The organism is Staphylococcus haemolyticus, assembly GCF_006094395.1.
In the GTDB taxonomy this organism is placed as follows: Bacteria; Bacillota; Bacilli; order Staphylococcales; family Staphylococcaceae; genus Staphylococcus; species Staphylococcus haemolyticus.
The window spans coordinates 1,810,011-1,828,744 of the sequence record NZ_CP035291.1; the positions used below are offsets into that span (position 1 = coordinate 1,810,011).

Annotated in this window: 16 protein-coding genes, 3 pseudogenes and 1 riboswitch; of the genes and pseudogenes, 9 read left to right on the forward strand and 10 right to left on the reverse strand. The window is 31.7% G+C overall.

All coding sequences use genetic code 11. The features are described from left to right. The first annotated feature begins 267 nt into the window (after positions 1 to 267). The 3 genes and pseudogenes from EQ029_RS08740 to EQ029_RS08750 all read left to right on the forward strand — a co-directional run. On the forward strand, positions 268 to 486 hold the full coding sequence (locus tag EQ029_RS08740; RefSeq protein ID WP_057504916.1) for a DNA-dependent RNA polymerase subunit epsilon: 219 nt from the start codon (positions 268 to 270) through the stop codon (positions 484 to 486). Continuing rightward, positions 486 to 2,165, forward strand: a complete 1,680-nt coding sequence (rnjA, locus tag EQ029_RS08745) for a ribonuclease J1 (RefSeq protein WP_011276138.1) — start codon at positions 486 to 488, stop codon at positions 2,163 to 2,165. The genes EQ029_RS08740 and rnjA overlap by 1 nt, the downstream gene beginning before the upstream one ends. A gap of 310 nt (positions 2,166 to 2,475) precedes the next feature. After that, positions 2,476 to 2,655, forward strand: a pseudogene (locus EQ029_RS08750) (transposase); the annotation flags it as partial. A gap of 18 nt (positions 2,656 to 2,673) precedes the next feature. On the opposite strand, the gene EQ029_RS08755 reads toward EQ029_RS08750, so the two are convergent. From EQ029_RS08755 to EQ029_RS08770, 4 genes are all read right to left on the reverse strand, one after another. After that, positions 2,674 to 3,069 (reverse strand): YbaN family protein, encoded by a 396-nt coding sequence (locus EQ029_RS08755; protein WP_057504911.1) that lies wholly within the window; start codon positions 3,067 to 3,069, stop codon positions 2,674 to 2,676. 159 nt (positions 3,070 to 3,228) lie between these two features. Then, on the reverse strand, positions 3,229 to 3,888 hold the full coding sequence (locus EQ029_RS08760) for a potassium channel family protein (RefSeq protein ID WP_011276142.1): 660 nt from the start codon (positions 3,886 to 3,888) through the stop codon (positions 3,229 to 3,231). 125 nt (positions 3,889 to 4,013) lie between these two features. Continuing rightward, positions 4,014 to 5,030: a cytochrome d ubiquinol oxidase subunit II gene (locus EQ029_RS08765; RefSeq protein ID WP_011276143.1), complete on the reverse strand. Its 1,017-nt coding sequence runs from the start codon at positions 5,028 to 5,030 to the stop codon at positions 4,014 to 4,016. Further along, a complete protein-coding gene (locus tag EQ029_RS08770; RefSeq protein WP_016930740.1) occupies positions 5,030 to 6,382 on the reverse strand; it encodes a cytochrome ubiquinol oxidase subunit I in 1,353 nt (450 codons plus the stop codon). Before EQ029_RS08770 ends, EQ029_RS08765 begins: the two co-directional genes overlap by 1 nt. Before the next feature lie 203 nt (positions 6,383 to 6,585). Between EQ029_RS08770 and EQ029_RS08775 the strand changes: the two genes are divergently transcribed. Next, a complete protein-coding gene (locus EQ029_RS08775; RefSeq protein WP_016930741.1) occupies positions 6,586 to 6,819 on the forward strand; it encodes a glutaredoxin family protein in 234 nt (77 codons plus the stop codon). 191 nt (positions 6,820 to 7,010) lie between these two features. On the opposite strand, the pseudogene tnpA reads toward EQ029_RS08775, so the two are convergent. After that, positions 7,011 to 7,493: pseudogene (gene tnpA, locus EQ029_RS08780) on the reverse strand (IS200/IS605-like element ISSep3 family transposase). A 415-nt stretch (positions 7,494 to 7,908) separates the two neighbouring features. Here tnpA and EQ029_RS08785 point away from each other — a divergent pair. Further along, positions 7,909 to 9,631, forward strand: a pseudogene (locus EQ029_RS08785) (IS1182 family transposase). Here the strand turns inward: EQ029_RS08785 and ptsP are convergent. From ptsP to auxA, 5 genes are all read right to left on the reverse strand, one after another. Beyond that, on the reverse strand, positions 9,589 to 11,304 hold the full coding sequence (ptsP, locus tag EQ029_RS08790) for a phosphoenolpyruvate--protein phosphotransferase (RefSeq protein WP_057504945.1): 1,716 nt from the start codon (positions 11,302 to 11,304) through the stop codon (positions 9,589 to 9,591). The pseudogene EQ029_RS08785 and the gene ptsP sit on opposite strands and share 43 nt — an antisense overlap. Before the next feature lie 2 nt (positions 11,305 to 11,306). After that, positions 11,307 to 11,573 carry a phosphocarrier protein HPr gene (locus tag EQ029_RS08795; protein WP_011276148.1) on the reverse strand — a complete coding sequence of 89 codons (267 nt, stop codon included), beginning with the start codon at positions 11,571 to 11,573 and terminating at the stop codon, positions 11,307 to 11,309. Positions 11,574 to 11,907: 334 nt separating this feature from the next. After that, entirely contained in the window at positions 11,908 to 12,450 is a 543-nt protein-coding gene (locus tag EQ029_RS08800) for a DUF697 domain-containing protein (RefSeq protein WP_011276149.1), read from the reverse strand. A 57-nt stretch (positions 12,451 to 12,507) separates the two neighbouring features. Then, positions 12,508 to 13,680: a class I SAM-dependent rRNA methyltransferase gene (locus EQ029_RS08805; RefSeq protein ID WP_057504946.1), complete on the reverse strand. Its 1,173-nt coding sequence runs from the start codon at positions 13,678 to 13,680 to the stop codon at positions 12,508 to 12,510. A gap of 191 nt (positions 13,681 to 13,871) precedes the next feature. Next, a complete protein-coding gene (gene auxA / locus EQ029_RS08810) occupies positions 13,872 to 15,167 on the reverse strand; it encodes a lipoteichoic acid stability factor AuxA (RefSeq protein WP_011276151.1) in 1,296 nt (431 codons plus the stop codon). A 149-nt stretch (positions 15,168 to 15,316) separates the two neighbouring features. On the opposite strand from auxA, the gene graF reads away from it, so the two are divergent. From graF to EQ029_RS08830, 4 genes are all read left to right on the forward strand, one after another. Beyond that, positions 15,317 to 15,436 carry a glycopeptide resistance-associated protein GraF gene (gene graF, locus EQ029_RS12675; protein ID WP_011276152.1) on the forward strand — a complete coding sequence of 40 codons (120 nt, stop codon included), beginning with the start codon at positions 15,317 to 15,319 and terminating at the stop codon, positions 15,434 to 15,436. Positions 15,437 to 15,725: 289 nt separating this feature from the next. Next, positions 15,726 to 15,825: riboswitch (TPP riboswitch) on the forward strand. 86 nt (positions 15,826 to 15,911) lie between these two features. Continuing rightward, positions 15,912 to 16,487 carry an ECF transporter S component gene (locus tag EQ029_RS08820; RefSeq protein WP_011276153.1) on the forward strand — a complete coding sequence of 192 codons (576 nt, stop codon included), beginning with the start codon at positions 15,912 to 15,914 and terminating at the stop codon, positions 16,485 to 16,487. Positions 16,488 to 16,499: 12 nt separating this feature from the next. Beyond that, positions 16,500 to 17,903, forward strand: coding sequence for an ABC transporter ATP-binding protein (locus tag EQ029_RS08825; protein WP_053022617.1), 1,404 nt, complete (start codon positions 16,500 to 16,502; stop codon positions 17,901 to 17,903). Further along, positions 17,896 to 18,705: an energy-coupling factor transporter transmembrane component T family protein gene (locus tag EQ029_RS08830; RefSeq protein ID WP_011276155.1), complete on the forward strand. Its 810-nt coding sequence runs from the start codon at positions 17,896 to 17,898 to the stop codon at positions 18,703 to 18,705. Before EQ029_RS08825 ends, EQ029_RS08830 begins: the two co-directional genes overlap by 8 nt. Positions 18,706 to 18,734: the final 29 nt, after the last annotated feature.

Here is an 18,734-nt window from a genome sequence, read left to right on the forward strand (position 1 = left end):
AATAATGAACGACATTAACAATTACCTTAGTGAAAACTTGAGAGTCAAATTTACTAGATATTTGTATGAATGAATATCAATTAGGTCGATAATCATCAAATGATTTTAAAATCATCATTTATACAGATTAATTTATCTTCTTATTTATGATTTATGAAGCAATTTCTATTGTCGTAATCAACAAGATTTGATGTATCAAGTTAATATATTAGGGTTCAGATTAATATAATCAATTTAGATGTTTAAATTTAGGAGGAACTATCCAATATGGCAGTATTTAAAGTATTTTTCCAACATAATAAAGATGAAGTAATCGTTCGTGAAAACACAAATACGATTTATGTTGAAGGTGAAACAGAAGAACAAGTAAGACGTTATTTAAAAAACCGCAATTACAATATCGAATTCATTACTAAATTAGAGGGCGCACATTTAGAATATGAAAAAGAACATTCTGATCATTTTAACGTGGAGAATGCTCAATAATGAAGCAATTACATGCTAACGAAGTAGGTGTATATGCTTTAGGTGGCTTAGGTGAAGTCGGTAAAAACACTTATGCTATCGAATATAAAAATGAAATTGTTATCATTGATGCCGGAATAAAATTCCCTGATGATAATTTATTAGGGATTGATTATGTTATTCCTGATTACACTTACCTCGAACAAAATCAAGACAAAATTGTCGGTCTATTCATTACACATGGACATGAAGACCATATAGGTGGTGTGCCCTACCTATTAAAACAAATTAATGTACCTATCTATGGCGGTCCATTAGCATTAGGATTAATTCGCAACAAGTTAGACGAACACAATTTATTACGTAACGCTTCACTAAATGAGATTACAGAAGATAGTGTTATTAAGTCTAAACACTTTGAAATATCATTTTACTTAACTACACATAGTATTCCTGAAGCTTATGGTGTAATAATTGATACACCTGAAGGTAAAATTGTTCATACAGGTGACTTTAAATTTGATTTCACTCCTGTAGGCGAACCTGCGAATATTGCTAAAATGGCAGAATTGGGTAAAGAAGGCGTATTATGTCTATTATCTGACTCAACAAATGCATTAGTACCTGATTTCACATTAAGTGAACGTGAAGTAGGTCAAAACGTAGATAAAATTTTCCGTAACTGTAAAGGACGTATCATATTTGCTACATTTGCTTCTAACATTTACCGTGTACAACAAGCGGTTGAGGCTGCTATTAAATATAATCGTAAAATAGTAACATTTGGTCGTTCCATGGAAAATAATATTAAAATCGGTATGGAATTAGGCTATATTAAAGCACCGCCAGAAACTTTTGTTGAACCAAATAAGATTAACAACATTCCAAAACATGAATTACTAATTTTATGTACAGGATCTCAAGGTGAACCGATGGCGGCTTTATCACGAATTGCAAATGGAACTCATAAGCAAATTAAAATTATACCTGATGATACTGTTGTATTTAGTTCATCACCTATCCCAGGGAACACTAAAAGTATCAATCGCACGATTAATGCATTATACAAAGCTGGTGCTGATGTTATCCATAGTAAAATTTCAAATATCCATACATCAGGTCACGGTTCTCAAGGCGATCAACAACTTATGCTTCGCTTGATTCAACCGAAATATTTCTTACCAATTCACGGTGAATATCGTATGCTTAAAGCGCATGGACAAACGGGTGTGGACTGTGGTGTTAAAGAAGAGAACGTCTTTATCTTTGATATCGGTGATGTACTCGCATTGACACATGACTCTGCTCGTAAAGCCGGTCGCATACCTTCTGGTAATGTGTTAGTAGATGGTAGTGGAATTGGTGATATAGGTAACGTTGTTATTCGTGATCGTAAATTATTATCTGAAGAAGGATTAGTCATTGTAGTGGTTAGTATTGATTTCAACACTAATAAATTACTTTCAGGTCCAGATATCATTTCTCGTGGTTTTGTGTACATGCGTGAATCAGGTCAATTAATTTATGACGCTCAACGCAAAATTAAAACCGACGTAATTTCTAAATTAAATGCTAATCCAAATATTCAATGGCATCAAATTAAATCTTCAATCATTGAGACATTACAACCTTATCTATACGATAAAACTGCTCGTCGCCCAATGATTTTACCTGTAATTATGAAAGTAAACGAAGATTAAATATAATGATGTAATCACATAGAGAAAGAGTCTGGGACATAATTCCTAGAGAAATAGCCAGTAAATGAGTTTTAACAAATTCATTTACTGGCTTCTTTATTTACAATACTTCGTATTGTTGGCTCGCTTTCTTAGGGGACAGCTTCAGCCTGTAGTCTTCAGCTTGTCCTGTTCCCTCAAGAGTCTCGCCAAAAAACTTTGTATTTATATGTAATTTTACATTGTAATACTTTTAAAAAATAAAGACTTTCGTATAATTTAATAAACATCACTAAACTAAATTAACGAGGTCCTTTATAAAAATTATAGCATGGCTCAAATTACTCTACCAATGGAAACTTCAGTTCTTATCCCCACAAATGATATTGTTGAAACAATTCCTGACAATGAATTCGATGTATCCAGACATCACCGTGGTGCAACTTCGTACTATCCTAAAATGATGTTAAAAGTGATTCTATATGCCTACACACAATCTGTATTCTCAGGTCTTATTTTTTTTAGAATTTCACCTATGAATCTTTTTCTTGATTAAAATAAAATTTGCTGGCAACGTTTTAACAAATGTAAATAATACAATTGTTTGAATCACGACCATTATCATTAATCCAATTCGAATATATAAGTTTGAAATCATAAAAATAGAAAAACCAACTACAATATATAAACTTATAAGTATTCTTATTTTTTCTTTCATAGTATACCCTTTGTATTTTTTTAAATTTTCAACATAATTTTTATAAATTTGAGTGCTTTCAAGCCATATTTTGAATTTCCGGGAACTATTAGTAAAACAAATCGCTGCTAAAATTAGAAAAGGTGTCGTAGGTAGTAATGGTAATACTGCCCCTGTAAATGCGATTACAGTAAATACTATTCCTAATGCTATTAATACATATCTCATGTAGTAGAATCATCACTCCATCATCTTATTCTCAAAAAATTGTTGCTGATTTTTAAATTCTTCTAACTGTTCATAAAAACATCACAAATATCAATGTTACTAAATATTAAATCAATAGCTTTTTTATTTAGTAGTCATTTAATAGTTGTGATGCAACATTTATCTTACAATTTTCTTTTCAAAACGATTTAAATCATTATCGTGTCCGATCATAATCAATATATCTCCAAATTCTATATTCATAGACGGGTCTGGTGATACAACAATCTCCTTGCCTCGTTTAATTGCTATAATATTGATTCCAAATTGCGCACGAATATCCAAATCAATAATCGATTGTCCTGTCATTTTTTCGCTTGCTTTTAATTCAACTAGTGAATGCTCATCTGCTAATTCAAGGTAATCTAAAACACTAGCACTTGCGACATTATGAGCGATTCGTCGTCCCATATCTCTTTCAGGATGGACAACTGTATCGGCACCAATTTTATTTAAAATTTTAGCATGATAATCGTTTTGAGCTTTAGCTGTAACTTTCTTAACACCTAACTCTTTGAGAATTAGCGTAGTTAATGTACTAGATTGAATATTTTCACCAATCGCTACTATAACATGATCAAAGTTACGTATACCTAAACTTTTCATCACTGCTTCATCAGTAGTATCAGCTACTACAGCATGGGTTGCAATATCACTATATTCATTGACGCGTGCCTCATCCCTATCAATTGCCATAACATCCATATCTAATGCATTTAATTCTCTTACAATACTTCCACCAAATCGGCCTAACCCAATAACAACATATTCTTTCTCCATTTAATGGCTACCCCTATCTATAAAAAATAAGGAAAAAGCTGAAACAATCGACATCATGTAGATTACTATTAACCAAGTTAATGTACATAGATGTTAATTATTTCAGCCCCCTTTTATTATTATAATTATTTTTTTCCTTCAACATATTCTTTATCGAATACAAATAATCTTAATAATAATATTAACGATGGAACTAATAAAAGTAAACCTAAAATAAATACAATCACTAGTGCTAAGCCCATTGAAGCATTAACACCTGAATCACTCACTTTGATATATGGATATAACAAGTAAGGTAATTTGCTAATTCCGTATCCATAAAAAGCGAATGCCATTTGTAATATAACCATGATAAATGCTAGACCATGATATTTCTTGATGAAGTTTAAAATTCCGGCTACTACAAAACAAATGAAGCTTAATGCAAACATCCACCAATAATTTTGAACTGCATTATTAAAATGATCTGCATTTTGAATTCTTAGAGATAAGAACACAAATAGAGAAATAATAATCATTGGAGGTCCCCAGAAAATAAACCATTGTCGCATATATTTATAAGCTACTTCGTCTTTAGCTTTCGAAGCATAATATGTTAAAAATCCAGAAGAAATATATAATACACTTATGATTGCTAGAAAGACGACTGACCATGCAAATGGACTTAGTAATAATTGAAACCAATCTAAATCAAAATGAGAACCACGTTCAGTAATATAGCCACCTTCAGATATAGTTAATACCGTTGCCAATGAAGCTGGTATTAACAAACCTGTAAGTCCATACATGATAATCCATGGTAATTTAGTATCCTGACCATAATGTTCAAACGCGTAAAAGCTTCCTCTAATAGAAATTAAAATCAACGCAATTGAACCAGGAACTAATAGCACAGTACCAAAGTATAACGCTGAATCAGGGAAAAATCCTACGAATCCGACAAAGAAAAAAACAAAGAAAACATTAGTAACTTCCCAAACAGGATTTAAGTAACGCTCTACTAAGTGATTTATCTTTTTCTCTTCCCCAGTTAATTTTGTGTGTAAGGTAAAGAAACCTGCACCAAAGTCAATTGAAGCAACAATGATATATAAGAATAAGAAAGTCCAAAGTACGGTAATACCTATAGTTGTGTAATCCATTAAGCATGACCTCCTTTTTCAATGACTTTATCTACATCATCTTGAGCAGGCTTGTCTTTGAACATGCGAATTAAAACATATGCAGATGTAAAAAGTAATACTAGATAAAGTAGCCCGAATAGAATTGTTACAAGTGTTATTCCTCCTGCCTGTGTAGCAGCTTCACTTACTCGCATATATCCTCTAACAATCCAAGGTTGACGGCCTACTTCAGTTAAAAACCATCCAAATTCAATTGCTAACATTGCAGCTGGTCCTGTGAGAAGAACAGCATATAACATACCTTTATGCGTAACGTATTTACGCAGTTTTTTAATCATTAAAGTTAAAATAAAGGCTCCTGAAATAACAAAACATAACACACCCATCGTTACCATTAAGTCAAAGAAATAATGAACGATTAATGGAGGTAATTCATTTTTAGGGAAGTCATTAAGACCCTCTACTTTAGTATTTACATTGTTATCCGCCAAGAAACTAAGCATACCTGGAATCTTGATTGCACCTTCAACTTCTTGAGTCTTTTCATTTAGAACTCCGAAAAATACTAAATCAGCCTTAGATTGTGTATCAAAATGCCATTCGTAAGCTGCAAGTTTTTCTGGTTGAACTTGATGTAAGAATTTAGCAGATAAGTCTCCAGCTAACATTGACAATAATGTTGATATGAAACCAACAATCATAGTCATCTTTAAGGCCTTTTTATGATATTCTGCATCTTTGTTGTATTTATTTTTCAATAATTTAAAAGCTGCAATAGATGCAAGAATAAACGCCATTGTCATACCTGCTGTAGCTACTACATGAAACGCCCTAACTAGGAATGATGAATTGAACATTGCTTCAAGTGGTTGTACATTAACCATTTTGCCATCTTTCATTTCAAAACCTGCTGGTGTATTCATAAATGAGTTTACAGAGGTAATAAAGAACGCGGAGAATGAACCACCAATGATGACTGGTATACTAATAATGAAGTGTGTCCATTTATTTTTAAAGCGATCCCATGTGTATAAATAAATACTTAGGAAAATGGCTTCAAAGAAGAATGCAAAAGTCTCCATAAATAAAGGTAAAGCAATCACATGCCCACCCATTTTCATAAATGTTGGCCAAATTAATGATAATTGTAAACCGATAATCGTACCAGTTACAACACCAACAGCCACAGTAATGGTATAACCTTTCGACCAACGCTTAGCTAGTGCTATATATTTAGGATCCTTGTTTTTAATTCCTAAAAATTCTGCGATTGCGAACATTAAAGGCATACCAACACCGACAGTCGCAAAGATGATATGTACTGCTAGAGTCATACCTGTTAGGAAACGACTAATTTCAACGGAATCCATAATTTTATCACCTTTTCTATATCTAATTTTTAAAAAGCAATTAATTTAAATTATATTATGTTCTAATTTCTAACTAAATCCTTTTGCTTAAATTTAAGAAAGATTTTTAATATGTAATTCACATAATTTTCACAGTTTGCAATTGAATCAAAAATTTTATATAGTAATTTTCATGATAATAACCATATTGGGAGTGAACTAAATTGACGGAATTAGTTATTTATACTCAAAATGATTGTCCGCCTTGTACATTTGTAAAAAATTATCTTACAGAACACAAGGTAGATTACATTGAAAAAAATATCTCGAATAATGAGTATCGTTCAGAGATGATTGATTACGATGCATTTGCTACACCTTTTATACTCTTAGATGGTGAACCAATGTATCAAGTTGATTTGTATAAAATCAACACTAAGTGTCACATTAAATCATAAAGTCATCACACTAATAACCTAACACTAAAAAGGAACTATTTAGTTGTTAGGTTTTTTTATTTTGTAATCAAAACCACCCGTGTGAACGGGTGGTTTGTTCTACGGCTATAAGCCTTCCTTACTGGCCAGCCCTAAAAGGGCGCTGACAGGTCAGCCAACTGCACTACTTTCCCAGCACCCCTAAAGGGGTACTATTTTTTTCGTCTTTTTTTAATTTCTTCTCCTGTAAAAGGATCAAGATATTCTTCCATTGAAATTTGATCTGCAACGATATCTTCTTGTAATTGATTACGAATATAATTTTCAATTACCTTTTTATTTCTACCTACTGTATCGACATAAAATCCTTTACATCAAAACTTTCTATTACAATATCTATATTTTAAATTAGCATGTCTATCAAAAATCATTAAACTACTTTTACCTTTTAAATATCCAACAAATGAGGATACTCCTAATTTAGGCGAAATACTAACTAACATGTGAATATGATCTTTACATGCTTCTGCTTCTATTATTTCTACGCCTTTTCTTTCACATAGTTGACGCAAAATAACTCCAATATCCCTTTTTATCTTTCCGTATATCACTTGTCTTCTATATTTTGGTGCAAAGACTATGTGATACTTACAATTCCATTTTGTATGTGCTAAACTGTTTGTGTCGGATGACATTAAATAGCATCTCCTCGTGTTGAATATTTGGTTGGCTGACCAATATATATTCTAGCACGTAGAGATGCATTTTTTTAGATAACGGTGAAACCTTTTCTGAACCATACGCATAGCGTATGGTTTTCTTTATACAACTAATATAAAAGAGTCTGGGACATAAACCCTAGAGAAATAGCCAGTAAATGAGTTTTAACAAATTCATTTACTGGCTTCTTTATTTACAATACTCCGTATTGTTGGCTCGCTTTCTTAGGGGACAGCTTCAGCCTGTAGTCTTCAGCTTGTCCTGTTCCCTCAAGAGTCTCGCCAAAATACTTTGTATTTATATGTAATTTTACATTGTAATACTTTAAAAAAATAAAGCACTTTCGTATAATTTAATAAACATCACTAAACTAAATTAACGAGGTGCCTTATGTATAAAAATTATAACATGACTCAACTTACTCTACCAATGGAAACTTCAGTTCTTATCCCCACAAATGATATTTCACGACATGTAAATGATATTGTTGAAACAATTCCTGACAATGAATTCGACGAATTCAGACATCACCGTGGTGCAACTTCGTACCATCCTAAAATGATGTTAAAAGTGATTCTATATGCCTACACACAATCTGTATTCTCAGGTCGTAAAATAGAAAAAATGCTTAATGATAGCATCCGAATGATGTGGCTATCACAAAATCAAAAACCTTCTTATAAAACAATTAATCGATTTAGAGTAAATCCAAAAGTAGATGCTTTATTAGAATCTTTATTTATTCAATTTTACAGTCAGTGTGTAAAACAAAATCTTATAGATGATAAAGCTATTTTTATTGATGGTACAAAAATTGAAGCAAATGCCAATCGATATACATTTGTATGGAAAAAGAGTATTCAAAACCATGAATCAAAGATGAATGAGGATTCTAAAGCCCTCTACCATGAATTGGTAACCAATAAAATCATACCGGAAATTAAAGAAGATCATGATAATGAATTAACAAAAGAAGAAATAGATTTGATTGGTAGTCACTTAGATAAAGAAATCGAAGATTTAAACCAACATATCAACAATGAAAAATGTACTAAAACAAGAAAACAAATACGTCTCAAAAGAACTAAAATCAAAAAATACAAAAAGCAAATCAATGATTATTTTGAGCGAAAGTATCGATACGAATTTCAAAAATCTATTTTAAAGGATAGAAATAGTTATTCTAAGACAGATCATGATGCGACATTTATGAGAATGAAAGAAGATCACATGAAAAATGGACAACTTAAGCCAGGGTATAATTTACAAATAGCGACAAATTCCCAATTTGTTTTATCTTATAATGTGTATCAAAATCCAACGGATACTAGAACGATGATTCCATTTTTAAATTCAATTCAAGAGACCTACGGTCATTTACCTGAATATATTGTAGCTGATGCAGGTTATGGTAGTGAATCAAATTATAAGGCAATTATAGATGACTTTAATCGAACGCCACTCATAACATATGGAATGTTTATAAAAGATAAAACTAAAAAATATAAAAGTGACATCTTTAATACTCAAAATTGGAACTATGACGAAATTAATGACGAATTCATTTGTCCGAATAATAAACGGCTAGGTTTTAAAAGATATGCCTATCGTCATGATAAGTATGGTTATAAGCGAGACTTCAAATTATATGAATGTGATGATTGTTCAGAATGTCCTCTGAAAAATCAATGTATGAACTTCAATTCAAAAACAAACAAAAAAATAATGAAGAATTATAACTGGGAATATTTTAAATCCCAAATTAACAAAAAGCTTTCAGAACCAGAAACAAAAAATATCTACAGTCAAAGAAAAATTGATGTGGAACCTGTTTTTGGATTTATGAAGGCTATTTTGGGTTTCACTCGGATGTCTGTCCGAGGACTCAATAAAGTCAAAAGAGAACTTGGTTTTGTATTAATGGCACTTAATATAAGAAAAGTAGTAGCTCAACGAGCTGAAAATAATCAAAAAATTTATAAAAAAGACAATTTCTATATTATTTCAATAGAAATTGTCTTTTTTTCACTTATCCAAGAACTTTATGTCCCGGACTCTTCGAATACATCATTATTTAGAAATGTTATTAACTAAATCTTTTACTTCTTCTTGAGTAGCACAATTAATTGCACGATTTGCTAATTCAGACATTTCATTTTTACTTAAACCATTAATTTGTCTTCTAGCTTTTAAGATAGATGTCGCACTCATTGAGAATTCATCTAATCCTAAACCTAATAATAATGGGATAGCTGTTTCGTCTCCAGCCATTTCACCACACATACCAGTCCATTTACCTTCTTTATGAGAAGCTTCAATGACTTGTTTAACCAAGCGTAAAATAGCTGGGTTATAAGGTTGGTATAAGTATGAAACGCGTTCTGACATACGGTCAGCTGCCATAGTATATTGAATTAAATCATTAGTACCAATACTGAAGAAATCCATTTCTTTAGCAAAGATATCAGCTAAAGCAGCTGTAGATGGAATCTCAACCATGATACCTAACTCAATTTCATCAGAAACGTCATGACCATCATTTTTAAGATTTTCTTTTTCTTCTAACAGAATGGCTTTAGCATCACGGAATTCATTGATTGTAGCTACCATTGGGAACATAATGTTTAATTTACCGTAAGCTGACGCGCGTAATAATGCACGTAATTGTGTTCTGAAAATATCTTGTTGATCTAAGCATAGACGAATTGCTCTGTAACCTAAGAATGGGTTCATTTCTTTAGGTAGATTTAAATAAGGTAACTCTTTATCGCCACCAATATCTAAGGTACGAACTACAACTCGTTTGTCTTTCATTGTTTCTAGCACTTTTTTATAGGCTTCAAATTGCTCATCTTCAGTTGGCATTTGATCTCTACCCATATATAAGAATTCAGTTCTATATAAACCGATTCCTTCAGCACCATTTTCCATTACACCGTATAAATCATCAGGTGTACCGATATTAGCAGCTAATTCAGCATGTTCACCGTCGATTGTTACCGTTTCAGCATCACGTAATTTTTGTAATTCTTTTTTATCTTCAAAGAAACGTTCACGTTTGTTTTGATAAGCAATTAACTCATCTTCTGTAGGGTCAACAATAACGTCACCTGTGATTCCGTCAACGATAACCATATCGCCTTGTTTAACTTCTTTAGTAACTGATTTTGTACCAACAACTGCAGCAATTTCTAATGATCGACTCATAATTGCTGAATGGCTCGTACGACCTCCAATATTTGTTACGAAACCTTGAACAAATTCTTTATTTAATTGTGCAGTATCTGAAGGCGTTAAGTCGTTACCAACAATAATAACACTTTCATCAATCATACTTGGATTTGGTAATTCAACACCTAAAAGATGTGCTAGCACACGTTTAGATACGTCTCTAATATCTGCTGCACGCTCTCTCATGTATTCATTATCCATAGATTCGAAGATTGTAATAAATTGTGAAGTTACTTCATCAAGCGCTTCTGGGGCACTTACTTTTTCGTTCGCAATTTTGTCTTCGATTGGTTGAATCAACTCTGGATCATCAAGTACTAATAAATGCGCATCAAAGATTGCGGCTTTATCAGGACCTAATTGTTTTTCAGCATTATTTCTGATTTTTGTTAATTCAATTTTAGAAGCTTCTAACGCATTTTTGAATTTTTGGATTTCGGCATCAGTATCAGTGACTTTTTCATTAGTGAATGATAAATCAGGTTCTACTAATAAATAAGCTTTAGCAATTGCGACACCGTCTGATGCCGCAATACCATTAATTAATTTTGACATAATTATTCAGTTAAACCTTCTTTAGATAAGACATCACTGATAGCTTGAATTGCGTCTGCTTCATCGCTTCCATCAGCATAGATAGTGATTTCAGCATCTTTACCTACACCTAAACTCATAACACCCATGATTGATTTTAAGTTAACTTTTTTACCGTTATATTCTAATTGAATATCTGAATCAAATTTTGATGCAGTTTGAACTAACATAGTTGCAGGACGTGCATGAATACCAGTTTCATCGATAATTACATAAGATTTTTGTTCCATAATCTATTTCTCCTTCGCAAAGTTAGAATATTCAAATTTGTCATAATCTAACATAATTTTATACCATAACACTACCAAAATATAATACTAAATTCAATTCTAATAGGATTGAAAAACTATTATAATCGGTTTTTATAGAAATAAACAAGTGTTTCAAATTGTATAAATTAGATTCTAATCTTCAATATTTATTACTTACTTATGATATGCACAAAACACTAATTAAAATCTCTATAACAACTTCGGTTTAAATGATAATTTAAGACAAATTTGTATGATAATTATTTTAGCTTTATCACTAAGCTCACTTCAATTATACTACAACATTTTCAATTTAAATAATATCATGAAGCACTTTTTCACATTTTTCGATATGTTCACGTCCAAGTTTATTCATGAAATAATAGCTTATTGATGCTGAGACAGCTTGTCCCACAACTGGGAACCATTTAGTTTGTTTTGCTGCCGCACGTTTTGCCATATCTCTAATGATCACTTTAAGCACTGCACTAGACACTTTTTTACCGATAAATGAACTACCTTGTATAGCAGCTGCTGCAAGAATTCGTTCTTTCACATCATCGCCAAGTGTATTAACTTGTTTGTGATCTAAACCATAAATTTTATTAATATCTTCAATAATATCTCTCATTAATTTAATATCTACACCGAAATCTAATCCTGGAATTGGTACAACACTCATACCTGAAGATAAAAGTGACTTCTTCTTCACAATTGTTTCTGCTTTAGCTCTGCGCTCAGCTATTTCTTCTTTAGTTGTTGGCAAAATACTTTTTTCTTTAATTTCTTCAATGTTTAGAACTTTATTACCAACTTTGTTTGTAACTCCACTTGAAAATCTATTCATAATGCCCATTAATAGACACACCTTTCATAATTCATTCATTACACATTTATACCCACTTTTTATTATTTAATACTTGATATTAATGAATACAGCTTTTAAATATTTTGAGGGTTTATAGTGCGGATGTGTTTTAAAGTCCTTAGGTAAGCCCATTACTTCCTCAATTTCGTATGTTACACCCGCTTCGTTAAGTGTTGTTTTAATAACATTTTTAAATGCTTTTAATGAGAAAGTACTTGAATTTGTACATAATAATAACGAGCCATTTGGAGCAAGTATACTTAATGCACCATTAATTAAATCATCATAATTCTTTTGTACTGAGAATGTTTTCTTCTTATTTCTTGCAAAACTTGGTGGATCAATAACTATTGTGTCGAATACTTTACCATGTCGTGCAGCATAATTGTAAAAATCAAATGTATCCATGACATATATATATTGACTTTTAGGGTCAATACCATTTAAACCAAAGTTTTCTTCAGTTAAACTACGTGAACGGTTGGCTAAATCCACACTTGTCGTTGATTTAGCATTTTGAGCAGCCACTACTGAAAACGCACCTGTATAACTAAATAAATTTAGTATATCTTTCTCTTTTGCAAAATGATCACGTAATTTCTTACGTACTTCTTTTTGATCTAAGAATATACCTGTCATCAAACCATCATCTAGGTCTACATTGTAAAATGTAAAATTCTCCTCTATAACTATTGGAAAATCAGGTGCTTCACCGATTACATGTCCACCGGTGTATTCAGAGTCTTTAAAACGCATTTTTTCATAAATTGACTTAAATGGAAATACTTGTTGAATGGCTTCAATGACATTATAGCGAAACTTATATATCCCCTTTGAATACCATTGAATCAATAAGTGGCCATCGTAATTATCGATTGTTAAACCTCCAACACCATCGCCTTCAGCGTTAAATAGTCTAAACGCATTGGTTCCTTCAATGTGATAGTAATAATCACGCTCTTGTAATGCAATTTGAAATTGTTTTTCGAAAAAAGAAGTATTAATGGCTTCGTTTTGATCATAACTCAATACCCAGCCTAAACCCTTATGTTGACGTCCTACATATGCAGTAGCAATGTACTGTTCTTGACCGTTCATAAGATAAAATAAATCGCCTTCTTTTAAATGATCATTTTTATAAATATCATCTTCATCCACAAGTGGATATTGATTTAAATACTTTGATTCCTTACCTCTATTTAAAGTTGCTATTTTCATTTTTTAAACGCTCCTAATTAGAATGCTTTTGTAGTTTAAAGTTTATAAAAAATTTCTAAATATTATTCGTTATTATTTTAACAAATATGAATTTGTCATTACACAAAATAACATAAACAAAAAAGGTGGATCGCGAAGTCTATTTTGTCACCATAGATTTCACGCTTCCACCTAAGTAAAATTTGAAATAATTAAGGTTTTTCTCTCAATTGTAACGTAAATGCGATAATAACCGCCATCAACATTAAGATTAGAGTTGGAGTAATAAAAATCGATAATAATAATCCATGAATCATAATGTTTACGAATTCAGTTAACAATTTAAAGAATAGAATACTAATCATAAATAATTGTAAATAATAATATTTACCTCTTAAGAAATGTGTAAATGTAGTTGCAATGTATGTAATGATTACAAACATTAACAATAACAATGTTACCCATTCAACAACATATTGCGTTTGAGATAGTTCCCATTCACCAGAAACAAACAATGCGTTTCTGTTATTAAATTCAATAAATGTAAATAAGAATAGAATGAAGCCACAGAATATTTCTACATATGCTGGTTTAATCCATTTAGGACGTCTCATCCAATTTGGTATATCATCTTCTTCAATATTAAATACATTTTTGAATTTATTTTTAAATTTATCACGTTTTGATCTGATTTTTTCTAAATCGACACTTCTTCTCGTCTTACGTGCATATTCTGATGTTTTATCTTGAAGTTGTTTAAAATGAACTTTAGACTGATTCGAAACATTTCCCTTACTTGTTCTTGATAATTCAGGTTCTTCTTCACCCAATTCTTCTTTAGTTAATGGTAAAGCTCTTCTTAAGAATAGGAAATTCCATATTGAAGCTTGCGCTAATAACCACATAACTAAGAAAAATGTATTTACACTTAAGATATCTATTGGTGCAATTTCATTGGCATCAATTTTACCGTATAGAGAAATTTGAGTAATTAAATAACTTATTCCGTATGAAAAGATAATCCATAGATAATGGCTTTTTCTATTAGCAACATTAAGTTCATCTTTATATACAATGTAGCCTGTGTGAATTATAAAAGGAATAATAAAGATAATTGCCCAAAAACTGTACACTTGAGTCATTAAAGTAATTGAAATGAGGAAGTATAAAATCCCAATAATTAAAAAGAAAATTGAGATGTCGTAATCATATTTCGTAGTTCTAAATAATGCATATCCAATAAGCATTACAAGAATACCAAACAGAATAATTATGACTGCACTAATAATAGGAAAGCTGCCTATGAACCTACTCATCACTCTAATTATTTCACTGAAGAATGCATTAAGAAAATCCCATAAATTATGAATTTTCAACTCAACTTTTTCTTTATCTTTTAATTGATTGATTAAAGGTAAGTTTATTAATATTATGAGACCCGTGAAGAGTGAAACGATACCGATAATATAACTAAAAATTATCTCGGTGTGTTTCTTAAGAAAAGACATACTGTTCACCTCAAAATTCATTATATAGTAAGATGTTCATCTTGTCTTTATTAAACAATAAAATACATCTCGAGACCTATATAAGTTTATCCTACTTTTATGTGGGTAAACTTAAATTGTAATCATTAATCTATCAAGGAGTGTTAATTATGACAAACGAAGATGCTAAAAAAGCAAAAGAAGTAGAAGAAAAATTAAAAGAACAAAAAGAAGAAAAAACTGATGACATCGAACAAACTAAAAAAGATGTTCAAGACACTTTAGATTAATTATTAAGAAATCTCAATTCGCAGGAGTTGAGAACAATATACTATTTAACCGCTACACTGCTAAAAAGTAGTAGTTAACTAAAAACTGAGAGAACGCTCTTTCCGAGCTTTTCTCAGTTTTTATTTTTAATACAAGGTTTAAACATTTTAGAGATTTCACTAGTTAAGTGTATTAGGGAATAGCGTATTCAGAGTAAAACCAAATCAAATCCCCTTTTTTATTTGTAACTTAGCAAAATCATCTTGACATTAAATCTTAAAAGTCATACATTTAAAATAAATTAAATATAAAATGCACTAGGGGTGTGTATACTGAGATGAGGTTTAACCTCGAACCCTTTGAACCTGAACTAGTTAAAACTAGCGTAGGAAAGTGTTGCTAATATAAATAATTGTGGTAAATACATATAGCATTTTATTTAAATTCACGCACAACTTTCTACGGATGGTTGTGCGTTTTTTAGGAGGAAATAACATGTCAAAAGGTTTAAAGCTTTCAGAAATATTAGTAACTGTTCTGATTGCAGTAGTATTTGCTATTATTTATAACTTATGGTGGTTTGCATATAATGTGGCCCAAGTTGCCGGTGTTCACATTGAGCAATTAACTTATGGCGTTTGGTTTATGGCAGCTATCGTTGCGTATTTAATAATTCCTAAACCTGGTATTGCACTAATTGCAGAATTTGCCGCAGGTGCTGGTGAAACAATTGTTATGGGTAAATTTGATATCCCTACAATTGTATATGCTATCCTTCAAGGTTTAGCTTGTGAAATTATTTTTGCTATTTTCAAATATAAATCTAGATCATTAATGGTTGCTATATTAGCAGGATTAGCAACTGCATTAATTTCATTTCCAGTTGATTATTATTACGGTTATTTAGCTGAAGTCGCAGGATGGAATCTTCTTTTATTCATTATCTTCCGTTCTATTAGCGGTATTGTCATTGCAGGCTTATTATCTTATCTGATTGTTAAAGCATTAGATCAAACAGGTGTAACGAAATTATTCCGCCCTGCATCTCAAAAAGACTACGACAACCTATAAGGGGAAATTAAAGTGTTAAAAGCGAAAAATTTACGTCTAAAATATCCTAACGGCGAACGTAAAATCTTCGATAATTTAAATATTGAAATTAAAGATAAAGAAAAAGTGCTTTTACTAGGTCCTTCTGGATCTGGTAAGAGCACATTGCTTAATGTTTTAAGTGGTATCGTTCCAAATCTAATTGAATTACCGATGAAATATGATGAGCTTGAAATTGACCCACACTCCGGCGTCATTTTTCAAGATCCAGATACGCAGTTTTGTATGCCTAAAGTGTATGAAGAACTTGCTTTCGTTCTAGAAAATAAGCAAGTACCACACAATGAAATGGACGCACTTATAGAGAATGCTTTAGCATCGGTTGATTTAAATGTTACGGACAATACTTTTGTCAATCATTTAAGTGGTGGCATGAAACAAAAGCTCGCTATTGTTGAAACTATTTTACAAGAAGCTAATACGCTTTTCTTAGATGAGCCTACTGCCATGTTAGATGTAGATGCTACAGCTGATTTGTGGCAACGACTTATTCAGTTATGGTCCGATCAAACTGTGCTTATTGTCGAACACAAAGTTGAACATATTTGGGAGCATGTCGATAGAGTCATCTTATTGAATTATGAAGGGCAAATCATAGCAGATGGCACACCGGATTACATATTAAACAACTGTGAGCATTTACTCACTGAATTTGGCGTTTGGCATCCTCATGCTTGGGATTATGCGCCAAAGCCGATTACATTTCCATCTAATGAAGCTGAAACATTATTTACTTTTAAGAATGGTCAAGTTATTCGTGGTAAAAAACAATTATTCCAGACATCCGAATTAAATGTTCATTCTGGAGAATGGATTACGATAACTGGGAAAAATGGTACAGGTAAAACAACGCTGTTAGAATCAATGATGCAACTTATAAAATATGAAGGCACGATGGCTTATAAGAATACAATATTGAAGAAAATTAAAGATGCAGCCAAGCATATGTATCTCGTTTATCAAAACCCTGAATTACAATTTATAACAAATTCAGTTTATGAAGAAATATATATACATTATAATCATCAAGAACCTTCAATCGCTGAAAATGAAACGATGAAACTTTTAAAATTATTGCATTTAGAAGCTATTAAAAACCAACATCCATTTGAATTATCTATGGGTCAGAAACGACGTCTTAGCGTAGCTACTGCACTAAGTTCAAAAGCCGACATCATCTTGCTAGATGAACCAACATTCGGACTGGATAGTCACAATACATTCCAATTGATTGAACTTTTCCAAGAAAGCGTCTCTAGTGGTCAAACCATCATTATGGTTACACACGACCCGGAAATCATTCATCGCTATCCAACACGTCGTTTAATCGTCGAAGATAACCAACTCATTGAAGAGGAAGGTGAATCACATGTTTGAACGTTGGAAGAAACACTATTCCTTTGTAGATGACGTTAATATCATTACGAAACTTTTACTTGGTGTAGCGCTATTCATTTTCATTATATTTGTCCATAATTTTGATTATATGATTTACATTACCATTATTATGTTTTTATTTTTAATGGCATTTAATGGTACGCAGTTTAAAATTACCGGAGCCTTTATTTTAGCCACTGTGCTATTTGCGCTATTATCGTCATTATTTATGATTCTTTACGGCGATGGTACACATATGTTATTTAAATGGGGCATTATTCAAATTAGTACTGAAAGTATTGTACGTGGCTTGCATTTATCATTACGTACAATTACAGTGTCGATGTTTGGTATTTTATTGGCCCTCACATCCGAAATTGTCATGATTTTTTATAGCCTAATGCAACATTTAAAAGTAAAACCTAAAATTGCATATGCGTTTATGGCTGCGATCAGAATGGTCCCTCTCATTTTCACATCACTCATTCAATTGAGACGTTCGCTTAAAATGCGTTATCAAATGATTGATGCTTCAAATTATAGAGGGCTTAAACGTCTAAAACATTTATTAATACCTATCTTAAGTCAAAATATCCGTCGTGCGCATCAATTGTCTGTTGCGATGGAATCTAAAGGCTTCAAAGATGGCCCAAGAACATATTATTATAAAGCACCGTTTTCTTATAAAGATATTTTATTTGTAATTTGTGTTGTGGCCATATTAATCATCGCATTTTATCTTTCACAATACTTCCCTATCACTGGGATTACTGATGCTCGTGTATCAGGTTATACCTCATAAAAAAATAGGGCGTATCACTGTCCATCAGG